This is a genomic window from Superficieibacter sp. HKU1 (assembly GCF_029319185.1).
Taxonomy (GTDB): Bacteria; Pseudomonadota; Gammaproteobacteria; order Enterobacterales; family Enterobacteriaceae; genus Superficieibacter.
On sequence record NZ_CP119754.1, the window covers coordinates 2602205 to 2615340 of the forward strand.

Consider the following 13136-nt stretch of genomic DNA (forward strand, 5'->3'; position numbering starts at 1 on the left):
AAAATCCATTCATGGCACGTATTAGTCTCATCGAATTCTTGCAAATATGGTACTTTTTTGCAAAGACCATTCACGAAGATGAGGAGTACGTGAACTTTGGACGCCACGGCGATAATTAGTCTGTTCATTCTGGGTTCGGTGTTAATCACCAGTAGCATTTTATTGAGTTCATTTTCGTCGCGTCTTGGTATTCCTATCCTGGTTATCTTTCTGGCTATCGGCATGCTGGCAGGTGTCGATGGCATTGGCGGCATTCCCTTCGATAACTATCCGCTGGCTTATATGATCAGTAACCTGGCGCTGGCGGTGATCCTGCTTGATGGCGGGATGCGTACCCAGGCCAGTTCGTTTCGCGTGGCGCTGGGTCCGGCCATTTCACTGGCGACCGTCGGCGTGTTAATCACCTCCGGGCTGACGGGCATGATGGCGGCGTGGCTGTTTAAGCTCAATATGATTGAAGGTCTGCTGATCGGCGCGATTGTCGGCTCGACCGATGCGGCAGCGGTGTTTTCGCTGCTTGGCGGCAAAGGGCTTAATGAGCGTGTGGGGTCAACGCTGGAAATTGAATCCGGCAGTAACGATCCGATGGCGGTATTTTTAACCATTACCCTGATAGAGATGATCCAGCAGCATGAAACCGCGCTGAGCTGGATGTTCGTGGTGCATATTATTCAGCAGTTCGGGCTGGGTATTGTGATCGGGCTTTCCGGCGGCTATCTGTTACAGCAGATGATTAACCGTATTAGCCTGCCTGCGGGATTGTACCCGCTGCTGGCACTGAGCGGCGGGATCCTGGTCTTTGCGCTGACAACGTCTCTTGACGGCAGCGGCATTCTGGCGGTGTATCTTTGCGGCTTCTGGCTGGGGAATCGTCCTATCCGCAACCGCTTCGGTATTCTGCAAAACTTTGATGGCCTGGCCTGGCTGTCGCAGATCGGCATGTTCCTGGTGCTGGGCCTGCTGGTAACGCCGTCGGATCTGCTGCCTATCGCCGTGCTGGCCCTGATCCTGTCGGCATGGATGATTTTCGTCGCCCGCCCGCTGTCGGTGTTCGCCTCTTTGCTACCGTTTCGCGGGTTTAATCTGCGCGAACGTATTTTTATCAGCTGGGTGGGCCTGCGCGGCGCGGTGCCGATTATTCTGGCGGTGTTCCCGATGATGGCGGGTCTGGAAAACGCGCGGCTGTTTTTTAACGTCGCCTTCTTCGTGGTGCTGATTTCGCTGCTGTTACAGGGGACGTCGCTCGGCTGGGCCGCGAAAAAGGCCAAAGTGGTGGTACCTCCCGTCGGCTGGCCGGAATCGCGGGTCGGGCTGGATATTCATCCGGATAACCCGTGGGAACAGTTTATTTACCAGCTCAGCGCCGATCAGTGGTGCGTCGGTGCCGCCCTGCGCGATCTGCACATGCCGCGTGAAACGCGCATCGCCGCGCTGTTTCGTGATAATGCATTGCTGCATCCGACAGGCAGTACGCGGCTGCGGGAAAACGATGTGCTGTGCGTGATTGGCCGCGAGCGCGATCTTCCGGCGCTCGGTAAATTATTCAGCCATTCACCGCCGGTATCGCTCGATCAGCGTTTCTTTGGCGACTTTATCCTTGAAGCCAGCGCCAAATTCGCCGATGTGGCAATGATTTATGGGCTGGACGGCGGTGAAGAATTCCGTGATAGCCAGCAGTCGCTGGGTGAGATTGTGCAGCGGCTGCTCGGCGCTGCGCCGGTGGTGGGCGATCAGGTGGAATTTGCGGGTATGGTGTGGACAGTGGCAGAAAAAGAAGATAACGACGTGCGTAAAGTCGGCGTGCGCGTGGCGGAAGAGGACGCGGTGGGATGACATGCCGTTAGCTGGCGGAGATGTTGGCTATGGTGGACGCGATGCCGGGAGGCGGCTTCACCTTGCCCGGCCTACGGTAAAGGTTGAGTCTGGCACTAAGATTGTAGGCCCGGTAAGCACAGCGCCACCGGGCAGGCGGTACGGCGTTGGCTATTGTGGGCGCGATGCCGGAAGCGGCTTCGCCTTGCCCGGCCTACGGTAAAGGTTGAGTCTGGCACTAAGATTGTAGGCCCGGTAAGCGCAGCGCCACCGGGCAGGCGGTACGGCGTTGGCTATTGTGGGCGCGATGCCGGAAGCGGCTTCGCCTTGCCCGGCCTACGGCAAAGGTTGATTCTGGCACTAAGATTGTAGGCCCGGTAAGCGCAGCGCCACCGGGCAGGCGGTGCGGCGTTGGCTATGGTGGACGCGATGCCGGGAGGCGGCTTCGCCTTGCCCGGCCTACGGTAAAGGTTGAGTCTGGCACTAAGATTGTAGGCCCGGTAAGCGCAGCGCCACCGGGCAGGCGGTACGGCGTTGGCTATTGTGGGCGCGATGCCGGAAGCGGCTTCGCCTTGCCCGGCCTACGGCAAAGGTTGATTCTGGCACTAAGATTGTAGGCCCGGTAAGCGCAGCGCCACCGGGCAGGCGGTGCGGCGTTGGCTATGGTGGACGCGATGCCGGGAGGCGGCTTCGCCTTGCCCGGCCTACGGTAAAGGTTGATTCTGGCACTAAGATTGTAGGCCCGGTAAGCGCAGTGTATGACCGGATACATAGGTGACAGATCAGACCGGGAACATAGGTAACACTTTTAGTCTATCCGGATCATACTCTGGGTTTTTCGATCATAGTACGCAAGCGTTATTCCATTAAAGATGATGGCCTCCAGGCCATCATCCTGTTCTTTCATCATAATGTACTCATCCGTCAACGCTTCACTCAGGAACACCGTCCCCTTTTTACCCATATAAAGTGTTCCCCTCGATTTCACCCTGTAGACCATTCCTTCTGCCGGATAAGTGTATTCAGGAACCCTGCCATCCCAGTGTCGACCCGAGGGCTGCCACACCGTTCCGGGCGTTGCGCCCGCCAGTGCTTCATGCGGTCTTTCATAGTTAAACTCCTCCCTGTAATCACTGAACCACCGCTGTTGTTCTTCCATCGTCATGAAGGTGTTACCGTATTTCACCGCACTTTTCAGGGAACGGTGCATTCGTTCATGGCGGCCATTTTCTTCCGGATGACCCTTTCTGATGCGTTCCGGTCTGATACCCAGCTTGATTAGCCAGACGGCAAGGCGACTTAATCCGGCTATACCTGTTCCCGCGAAGGGCTGACCGTTATCGGTTCTGAGCACTTCCGGCAGACCATATTCCAGGAACGCATCGGTCAGGCACGCTCTGACAAAGGACTCACTCTCCCGGTGTGTTCCCCGGCAGCTCAGCAGATACCGGCTGTGATTGTCGGTCAGGGTGAAGGGATGGCAGTATTCTCCGCTCAGCAACCTGAACTTACCTTTAAAATCAGCACTCCAGACCTGATTGTTCTCACTGATGGTGGTCAGGGGCTGGCGATTACCCGGCGTTCTGCGTTTTTTCTTTTTATCCGGGACCAGGCCTTTACGCTTAAGGATATCGCCGATAGTACTGGCAGCAGGTACGGCAAAATCGACATGATGATTGAGTAACCACATCCGCAGTTTTTTAGGCCCCCAGTCAGGGTGTTTTTGCCGCAGGGCAGTGAGATGTCCGACGATATCATCCGGAACCGTCCGGGAGTGGGAATGGGGAGCGCGCGACCGGTCGGAGAGAGATGACAGGTCAGAAGGGTCAAAACGCTCAAGCCATTTGTAACCGGTTTTTCGGCTGATGCCAAAAAGACGGCAAAGAGCGGAGAAGGAATCCGTACCTGCATGGCAGGCACGGATGAAATCAAGGCGTTGCATAGGTCGGGTCTCAGTCCAGGGCATAGCGAGTCTCCTCTTCTATGCCAGTTATAACTGTTACCCATGTATCCGGTCTAAAGTGTTACCCATGTTTCCGGTTCATACCCAGCGCCACCGGGCAGGCGGCACAGGATAAGCAAATTGATTAATGATGAGAGCCGTTTTCACTCTCAGGAATGCAGTTGCTTTAATTCTCGCTCACTCAAACCGGTGACTTCCAGAATGACGTCGTGCGATATCCCCTGTTGTAATAAATTACGGGCTATTTTCAGCGCTTCGTTGATTCGCCCTTTTTCCATGCCTTTCTCAATCCCTTTCTCAATCCCTTTCTCAATCCCTTTCTGTTCCAGTTGTTGTGCAATGGTCATGAGTTTATCTCCGTGCTGCGGCACACGCTGTGCCAGTTCGCGTAAAAAAGCGTCTGCGTCTGCCGATTCCCCTACCTGTATAATGTAGTTTACCAGCGATATTACCTGTTGTCCGGTATTGTAATCCGCCCGCAAAACCCGCCCCAGTTTATCAATAAGTTCAATTAAATCGCGCTGGTAAATGTGTTTTTGTAGCAGGGTGAGCGCCGCCATGCTGCGGTGTTCCATGATCTCATCGTCCGGGATGACCGTGACATCCACCAGCGGAAAGGCATTATTGTATAATTTTTCAGCCAACGCAGGGTTATCAAATTCCTGAAGCCAGCACGTTGAGTATGGATAAGGGCTGCGTTTTCCGGCGTAAAACAGAACCGGGATCACCAATGGTAATTTTTGATGTCCGGCATCCAGATGGCGCTGCATCGCACCGATTGCATACCTCATCAGGCGAAACGCCATATGGCTGTCGGGCCTGCTTTGATGTTCAATCAGCACATGAATATAGCCATTCCCCGTGGTGGTTTTAAGGCTGTACAGCACATCGCTATAATATGGGCGTAAATCATCTTCAAGAAACGACCCTGATTCCAGTTTCAGGGTATTTAAATCACAGTGGCTGCGCAGTTCGGTGGGTAAATGTAGTTCCATAAAATCTCTGGCGGTGTCAGGATGCGCCAGAAACTGTTTAAACATCGCATCGTGGGGAGTTGGTGTGACCTGTTTTTTCGTCATGTTCGCGGCTCCTTTGCGTAACCGCTGTATATTACCACAGTGCTTTATATTTTATAGAGTGCCTTTTTTATTAAGGATGATGACGGTATGCAGAAAAAAATTGGCCTGCTGGTGGTACTGGCGCTGCTGTTACCAGGCAGATACTTCCGTTTCCGGGGCGGGAATTTTACGTTAGATTTACCGATCGGACAGTACATCACCAGCCAATAGTGACACCACCAAACGTTACACCGTCACAACCGGCACCCGCGCTGCCAGGGCGCACATTAATTCATAACCGATAGTGCCAGCGGCGGCTGCGACCTCATCAATTTTGATCTCCTGTCCCCACAACTCAACCGAGGTGCCAATACCTGCCTGGGGGCACGGCGTGAGATCAACTGCCAGCATATCCATCGACACCGCGCCAATCAGCCGGGTGCGTACGCCGTCTACCAGCACCGGCGTGCCGTCAGGTGCGTGGCGCGGATAGCCGTCGGCATAGCCACAGGCGACAATCCCAATCCGCTGCTCTCCACCTGCACGATAACGGCTACCATAGCCAACTGTGTCTCCTGCTTTCAAATTCTGCACGCCAATGATCTCGCTGCGCAACGTCATCACCGGCTTCAGTCCGCTGTCGGCGATATCCTGCCACTGTCCGGAAGGCGAGGCGCCGTACAGCACAATCCCCGGACGTACCCAGTCAAAATGGGCTTCCGGATGCCATAACGTCGCCGCCGAATTAGACAGCGAGCGTGGCGCGTCAATTCCCTCGGCCGCCTGTTCAATATGCTGCATAGCATGAGTAATGCCGTCGGGTTTTTCCGCATCGGCAAAATGCGCCATCAGCGTCAGTCCGCCGACGTTGCTCAGGCCTCGCAGCTGCTGCCAGACCGTGTGAATGCGATCCGGCATAAAACCGAGACGGTTCATACCGCTGTTGATTTTCAAATAAACATCCAGCGGCGCATGCAGACGGGCATTCTGAATCACTTTGATTTGCCAGTTACTGTGTATGCTGGTGGTCAACCGGTACTTATCAAACAGCTCCAGTTCATCTGCGTGGAAAAAGCCTTCCAGCATCAGGATCGGCCCTTTCCAGCCGCGCTCACGTAACAGAATCGCCTCTTCCAGATTAAGCAGCGCAAAGCCATCGGTCGCGCCTAAGGCGTTCCATACACGATCCAGTCCATGCCCATAGGCGTTTGCCTTAACAACCGACCAGATGCGGGCATCGGGCGCGGCGCGACGAACAATGAGCAAATTCTGCCGCAGCGCGCTGAGATCCAGCGTGGCAAGAACGGGTCGGGACATAACGGCTCCTTATGAGTGTGCACCGTGCAAATGCGTGGAAGAGGACGGTCTGAAACCCGCCCCGTAGCGCGCCACGCCAAGATCGTCGAACGGAATGGCGGGCGTCCGCCCGGAGATAAGGTCGCTGATAAGCTGGCCGGAGCCGCAGGCCATGGTCCAGCCCAGCGTACCGTGACCGGTGTTCAGCCACAGATTTTTATACCCCGTGCGTCCGACTATCGGCGTGCCGTCCGGCGTCATCGGTCGCAGACCGGTCCAGAAGGTTGCCTGTTCAACCTTTCCGCCGCGTGGAAAGAGATCGCGAACCACCATTTCCAGCGTTTCCCGACGCGGCTGCAATAGCTGGGTATTAAAGCCGACAATTTCCGCCATCCCGCCGACGCGAATACGCTGCTCAAAACGGGTAATAGCAATTTTGTAGGTTTCATCAAGGATAGTTGAAACGGGCGCACCATCCTCTTCGGCAATGGGAATAGTTAGCGAGTAGCCTTTCAGCGGATAGACCGGAATATCGACCAGCCCTTTGAGTATTGAGGTTGAATACGAGCCAAAGGCCATGACGTAAGCATCGGCTTTGACGATCTCATCGCCGCATTTCACCGCATAGATTTTATTACTTTCATACAGTAGCCGATCTACTGGCGTGTTATAGCGGAAGACCACGCCTGCCTGTTGCGCCATGTCCGCCAGACGCTGACTGAAAAGCTGGCAGTCGCCGGTTTCGTCATTAGGCAGCCGCAGCCCACCGGTGAGACGGTGCGAGACCTCCGCCAGCGCAGGCTCGGCTTCCGCCAGACGACTGGCTTCCAGCAACTGATACGGCACGCCCGCCTCTTCCAGCACCGCAATATCCCGCGCGGCATTTTCATACTGCTGCGCGGTGCGGAATAACTGAAGCGTGCCCCCCTGCCGTCCTTCGTACTGAATGCCAGTCTCAGCACGCAGCACCTTCAGGCAATCGCGACTATACTCGGCCAGACGCACCATCCGCCCTTTATTTTCCATATAGTGCCGGGTGTCGCAGTTGCGCAGCATTTGCCACATCCATTTGAGCTGTGACGGCGTGCCGTCGAGGGAGATGGCCAGCGGCGCATGACGCTGAAACATCCACTTGATCGCCTTGAGCGGCACACCGGGCGCGGCCCACGGTGCAGCATAGCCGGGGGAAATTTGTCCGGCGTTGGCGGCGCTGGTCTCCAGTGCCGGGCCGGATGCCCTGTCGATCACCGTTACGTCGTGCCCTGCCTGACGTAAATACCAGGCGCTGGTCACGCCTACGACGCCACTTCCCAGTACGACAACGTGCATATCCACTCCATCATGAGTAAAAGAACAATCGTCTGATTACAAATTGATAACTCAGATGAAAATATTATTCAACATTCGACTTTTTTATGGTGAGCTACCTCACATCATGCCCGTCAGCTATGGCAAGCCCGCTTTTGGCATCTCCTGCTGGAGGATATTTTTATCCAGCATAAAAAACCGGAAAAAAATAGTTTTTTATTATGTTGCTCTGGAAAGGCGGTAAAGAAAAGATTTCTTACCCTGCACGCATTTTATCCGGTGTTCTATGCTTGAAATGAGGCTCTCCAGACAGAGAGGGCCGCCAACAATGAGGGCGCGCTAATGGCAACGATTGATTCCATGAATAAGGACACGATACGTTTGAGCGATGGACCCGACTGGACGTTTGAGCTGCTGGAAGTGTATCTCCAGGAGATTGACCGCGTCGCAAAGCACTATCGGCTGGATACCTACCCGCACCAGATTGAAGTCATCACCTCTGAGCAGATGATGGACGCCTATTCCAGCGTCGGGATGCCGATTAACTATCCGCACTGGTCGTTCGGTAAAAAATTCATTGAGACGGAGCGACTGTATAAGCACGGTCAGCAGGGGCTGGCGTATGAGATTGTGATCAACTCCAATCCCTGCATCGCCTATCTGATGGAAGAAAATACCATTACCATGCAGGCGCTGGTGATGGCGCATGCCTGCTACGGCCATAACTCCTTCTTTAAAAATAATTATCTGTTTCGCAGCTGGACCGACGCCAGCTCCATCGTCGATTATCTGATTTTCGCGCGCAACTACATCACCCAGTGTGAAGAGCGTTACGGTGTGGATGAAGTCGAGAAGCTACTCGACTCCTGTCATGCGTTGATGAATTACGGTGTGGACCGCTACAAACGTCCGCAGAAAATCTCGCTTCAGGAGGAGAAAGCGCGGCAAAAAAGCCGTGAAGAGTATCTGCAAAGCCAGGTGAATACCCTGTGGCGCACGCTGCCCAAACGCGAAGAAGAAAGAGCGGTAATTGAAGCGCGCCGCTATCCTTCCGAGCCGCAGGAGAATCTGCTCTATTTTATGGAGAAAAATGCGCCGCTGCTCGAACCATGGCAGCGTGAAATCCTGCGTATTGTGCGCAAGGTCAGCCAGTATTTCTATCCGCAAAAACAGACGCAGGTGATGAACGAAGGCTGGGCAACGTTCTGGCACTACACCATTCTCAATCATCTTTATGATGAAGGGAAAGTGACCGAACGGTTTATGCTGGAGTTTTTGCACAGCCACACTAACGTGATTTTCCAGCCGCCGTATAACAGTCAGTGGTATAGCGGTATTAATCCTTATGCGCTGGGATTTGCGATGTTCCAGGACATCAAACGGATTTGCCAGTCGCCGACGGAAGAGGATAAATACTGGTTCCCGGATATTGCCGGTTCCGACTGGCTGGAAACGCTGCATTTCGCGATGCGTGATTTCAAAGACGAGAGTTTTATCAGCCAGTTCCTGTCGCCAAAGGTAATGCGCGATTTCCGCCTGTTTAGCGTGGTGGATGACGATCACCATAATTATCTGGAGATCTCCGCCATTCATAATGAAGAAGGCTATCGTGAACTGCGCTCGCGTCTCTCCTCGCAGTATAACCTGAGCAACCTTGAGCCGAATATTCAGGTCTGGAATGTGGACCTGCGCGGCGACCGTTCGCTGACCCTGCGCTATATTCCGCACAATCGCGTACCGCTGGATAAGGGGCGGCGCGAGGTGTTGAAACACGTGCATCGTCTGTGGGGATTTGATGTGCAGCTGGAACAGCAGAATGCCGATGGCAGCATTGAACTGCTGGAGCGGAGTTCGTCGAAGATGAGTTCGCTGTAAGATGGAGCGTGCCGGGTGAGCGTCGAGCCTCACCCGGCCAGTCCGTAAATTATCGGCCCTGAATAGCTAAATCACCCGGCAACGTTTTTTGCATCCGATGCCAGATCTCACCGCTTTCACGTCCGTAGCGACGGATCGTTTCATACACCTGCTCATGCAGGTTCTGCTCGCAAAGCTCCACCAGCCGATGATAAAACCCCAGCGCCAGACTGCGAGCTTCCGGATTGGCGAAATAGTGGCGACCAATGCGCGTATAAAGCCCTTTCATGCCGTTGAGGATCAGGCCATAAATCGGATTGCCGGACGCAAAGGCCAGCCCGCGGAAGATATTGTAATCCAGCTCAGCAAAAGCGTCGGCGTGATCTTCAATTGCCCTGGCGCTATTCAACACCTCCAGCGCACGCTCCGGATGCTGACGGAAGGCGGTGCGGATAAAGATGGTTGAAATATTGGTGCGTACCGAGAGCAAATTGTCGATCAGCTGCGGGACGCTTTCATGATCGAGGCGCGCCAGCGTTTCGAGAATATTCAGACCGGACGTTTCCCAGAAATTATTCACTTTTGTCGGCTTACCGTGCTGAATGGTCAGCCAGCCATCACGTGCCAGGCGTTGCAATACTTCACGTAAAGTTGTGCGCGTTACGCCAATTAATTCAGAGAGTTCGCGTTCAGCAGGCAGGATAGATCCCGGAGGGAAACGGCTATTCCAGATGCTTTCAATAATGTACTCTTCAGCGAAACCCGCCGGGCTTTGCGCCTTAATTACCATAGTGATGTTTCCATTACTCAGCGTTGCAACGTTCACTCATCATACCAGAGCTCCCGCGGGGCAGATAGCACGGTTAATCAATTAAAAAGGGATCGCGGTTTCATTTTTTAGCTTTTATTTCGTCGGCTGGCATAGCGATTTCTTATCCTTCGCTGGCAGCTTTGCCGTTTGATTTGACTTTCTGCATAGTAAGTACGCATTTATGCAATATTTTCCGTACTGCTAGTGGCGTCCTGAATGATTTCGTTTACACTGCGGTCTCTTAGCATGTTCCAGGGAAATGATTATGTTGCGATTTTTAAACCAGTGCTCACGCGGTCGCGGAGCATGGTTGTTGATGGCGCTGACCGCCTTTGCGCTGGAAATGGTCGCGCTGTGGTTCCAGCACGTTATGCTGCTCAAGCCCTGCGTGCTGTGTATTTATGAACGTAGCGCGCTGTTCGGGGTGATGGGTGCGGGTCTGGTTGGTGCGATAGCGCCTAAAACGCCGCTGCGCTATGTCGCGCTCCTCATCTGGCTGTATAGCGCCTGGCGCGGTGTCCAGCTGGCGTGGGAACACACCATGATCCAGCTGCATCCGTCGCCGTTCCAGACCTGCGACTTTGCCGCACGCTTCCCGAGCTGGTTGCCGCTGGATAAGTGGCTACCGCAGGTGTTTGTTGCTTCCGGCGACTGTGCCGAACGTCAATGGTCTTTCCTGACGCTGGAAATGCCGCAGTGGCTGGTCGGTATTTTTGCCGCGTACCTGGTTGTCGCCGTCCTGGTGCTGATAGCTCAGCCCTTTAAGCCGAAAAAACGCGATCTGTTTGGCCGTTAATTCTGCCTGACCTGCACTCCCCGTTAGTCAGCCCGGCAAGCGCAACGCTGCCGGGCTTTTTTTGTTACCTCAGGCGCACACGCGGTAAATCAGAAAAGCGCGTGGTATAGCGTGGCGAGAGCATTTCACGCTTCATCTGCCACTGCTGTTCAATGCCCTGCCCGGCAAAAAATAGCGTTCCTTTCCCCTGCTTCTTATTCAGCGCATCCAGTACCGCCATCAGCGGCTCGCTATTGACGCGCGGCGCATTGCTGTCAAACAGGTTGAGCTGCGCCACCCCCTGGCTGAAAAAGTCGCTGAGCATAACGCCCGCTTTCTGATAGCGATGCCCTTCCCGCCAGATGGCGTCAAGACACTTTATGGCCGCGTCGATGATGTCGCGCGTATCCTGGGTGGGAACGTGAATACGCACGGAAGCGCTGTTGTCGTAGCGCGCGGGATACGGCTCGTAGGGTGAGGTTTTAATAAACACGGAAATAAAGCGGCAGTATTGATGCTGACCGCGCATTCTTTCAGCGGCCCGGGAGGCATAGCTGCTTACCGCTTCACGCATCGGCTGATAATCGCTTAAACGCTCGCCAAATGAGCGGGAGCACATGATCTCCTGCTTTTCAGGGATGAATTCGTCTATTTGCAGGCAGGGTTCGCCGCGCAGTTCACGGACGGTTCTTTCCAGAATGACGCTAAAATGTTTTCTGATAAAGCGGATATCTGCATCGGCCAGTTGCAGCACATTTTCGATACCCATTATCGCCAGTTTTTTAGCAATCCGCCTGCCCACGCCCCATACTTCGTCAACCGGCAGGTGGGCCATCAGTTTACGCTGGCGTACGGGATTTGACAGGTCGACCACCCCGCCGGTTTGCGGCCATTTTTTAGCGGCATGGTTTGCCAGCTTAGCCAGCGTTTTCGTCGGAGCGATGCCCACGCCGACGGTTAAATGCGTTCTCTGGCGCAGGATGTTCCGCACGTCGATGCCAAACTCCGTCAGATCCCGGCAGTGGTTCACCCCGGTCAGATCGCAGAAAGCCTCATCGATACTGTAAATCTCAATACCGGGCATGATGTCCTCCAGAATCGACATCACCCGCTGACTCATGTCGGCGTAAAGCTCATAATTGCTGCTGAAAACTGCAATCCGGTGCTGCTGAAAAAGCGCACGTTGCTTAAAGTACGGCTCTCCCATTTTAATCCCCAGCCGCGCGGCCTCGGCGCTGCGGGCAATAACGCAACCGTCGTTATTTGACAGCACCACCACGGGCCACCCTTTTAAATCGGGTCGGAAAACCGTCTCGCAGCTGGCATAAAAAGAATTTACATCCACCAGCGCAAACATGGTCAGCCTGTCGCTTTGACGATGTAAGTCACGACGCCGAATATTTCCAGCACCTCGTCACAGCCAATCAGGATAGGAACGTAGGCTTTATTGAGCGGATTTAAGCGGATGACCGGACGTAACTGGAGTTGTTTTACCGTAAACTCGCCTTCTACCGAGGCAATAACGATGTCGCCATGTTCGGCTGTTCTTGAACTATCGACGATCAGTAAATCCCCGTCGCTAATTCCTCCTTCAATCATTGAGTCACCGGAAGCGCGGACAAAATAGGTGGCGCTGGGATGGTGGATCATCAGTTCATTAAGATCGATGCGCTGTTCGACATAGTCCTGCGCAGGCGAGGGAAAACCGCACTGGACCAGGTCACTAAACAAGGGCAGCAAAACGACCGGACGCAGTTCCGCTGGTTGAATAAACATCAAAATGAACACCTCAATAAATTACTGTATATTTAAACAGTAATTTGAGTTACCTTCGAGATCAAGACAGGGAATAACTATTAATTTCTGACACTGAACGAAGCCATTCACGAAAGCGGTGAAAAACCGCTCAACGAATACCCTCAGGCGATACTCACTCCTCTTCTTGTAACGGCGAAACGGGATAAGATGCATACAGGTAAAAATCCAGTTTATACCGCCAGTTCTGTTGAAATTATAAAAAAATTTAACAATATACGTAAAACCTATGGCCAGACTCCCAATCTCTGCCATTTTTTCCCATTATCGCAGACGAAACATCACGGCACGATTAGTAAGGCTGGTAATTAAAAACGGCCTGAAAAAAAGGCTAACCTGTAAGCAAAAGTAAGCAGCATCAAATTTACAGGGAAAATTAAAATACCAATAAAAATAATATTGCTTAAAAAAGGTGTGTTTTTCATATTGTTATAAATGAGTGTT

11 protein-coding genes are annotated in these 13136 nt (G+C 53.5%); 4 read left to right on the forward strand and 7 right to left on the reverse strand.

Translation table 11 applies throughout. The features are described from left to right. Window positions 1-96: 96 nt before the first annotated feature. Entirely contained in the window at window positions 97-1833 is a 1737-nt protein-coding gene (locus tag P0H77_RS12480; RefSeq protein ID WP_276157224.1) for a potassium/proton antiporter, read from the forward strand. A gap of 787 nt (window positions 1834-2620) precedes the next feature. Here P0H77_RS12480 and P0H77_RS12485 read toward each other — a convergent pair. Both P0H77_RS12485 and P0H77_RS12490 read right to left on the reverse strand, forming a co-directional pair. Further along, window positions 2621-3778, reverse strand: coding sequence for a DDE-type integrase/transposase/recombinase (locus P0H77_RS12485; RefSeq protein ID WP_276157188.1), 1158 nt, complete (start codon window positions 3776-3778; stop codon window positions 2621-2623). A 146-nt stretch (window positions 3779-3924) separates the two neighbouring features. Further along, window positions 3925-4854, reverse strand: a complete 930-nt coding sequence (locus P0H77_RS12490; RefSeq protein WP_276157225.1) for an Rpn family recombination-promoting nuclease/putative transposase — start codon at window positions 4852-4854, stop codon at window positions 3925-3927. 87 nt (window positions 4855-4941) lie between these two features. Here P0H77_RS12490 and P0H77_RS12495 point away from each other — a divergent pair, with 87 nt between their 5' ends. Then, the gene (locus P0H77_RS12495) at window positions 4942-5064 is read left to right on the forward strand and encodes a hypothetical protein (RefSeq protein ID WP_276157226.1); all 123 of its coding nucleotides are present in this window, start codon (window positions 4942-4944) and stop codon (window positions 5062-5064) included. Window positions 5065-5079: 15 nt separating this feature from the next. Here the strand turns inward: P0H77_RS12495 and dadX are convergent, their stop codons facing one another. Further along, window positions 5080-6150: a catabolic alanine racemase DadX gene (gene dadX, locus P0H77_RS12500; protein ID WP_276157227.1), complete on the reverse strand. Its 1071-nt coding sequence runs from the start codon at window positions 6148-6150 to the stop codon at window positions 5080-5082. A gap of 9 nt (window positions 6151-6159) precedes the next feature. Then, entirely contained in the window at window positions 6160-7458 is a 1299-nt protein-coding gene (locus P0H77_RS12505; protein ID WP_276157228.1) for a D-amino acid dehydrogenase, read from the reverse strand. 321 nt (window positions 7459-7779) lie between these two features. Between P0H77_RS12505 and P0H77_RS12510 the strand changes: the two genes are divergently transcribed. Beyond that, window positions 7780-9312: a SpoVR family protein gene (locus P0H77_RS12510; RefSeq protein WP_176918809.1), complete on the forward strand. Its 1533-nt coding sequence runs from the start codon at window positions 7780-7782 to the stop codon at window positions 9310-9312. A gap of 49 nt (window positions 9313-9361) precedes the next feature. On the opposite strand, the gene fadR is transcribed toward P0H77_RS12510, so the two are convergent. Then, entirely contained in the window at window positions 9362-10081 is a 720-nt protein-coding gene (gene fadR / locus P0H77_RS12515; RefSeq protein ID WP_276165121.1) for a fatty acid metabolism transcriptional regulator FadR, read from the reverse strand. A gap of 286 nt (window positions 10082-10367) precedes the next feature. On the opposite strand from fadR, the gene dsbB reads away from it, so the two are divergent. Further along, window positions 10368-10898 carry a disulfide bond formation protein DsbB gene (dsbB, locus tag P0H77_RS12520; RefSeq protein WP_276157229.1) on the forward strand — a complete coding sequence of 177 codons (531 nt, stop codon included), beginning with the start codon at window positions 10368-10370 and terminating at the stop codon, window positions 10896-10898. A gap of 64 nt (window positions 10899-10962) precedes the next feature. Here dsbB and umuC read toward each other — a convergent pair whose 3' ends face one another. Beyond that, a complete protein-coding gene (gene umuC / locus P0H77_RS12525) occupies window positions 10963-12234 on the reverse strand; it encodes a translesion error-prone DNA polymerase V subunit UmuC (protein WP_276157230.1) in 1272 nt (423 codons plus the stop codon). A gap of 2 nt (window positions 12235-12236) precedes the next feature. Continuing rightward, window positions 12237-12656, reverse strand: a complete 420-nt coding sequence (locus P0H77_RS12530) for a translesion error-prone DNA polymerase V autoproteolytic subunit (protein ID WP_276157231.1) — start codon at window positions 12654-12656, stop codon at window positions 12237-12239. Window positions 12657-13136 lie beyond the last annotated feature (480 nt).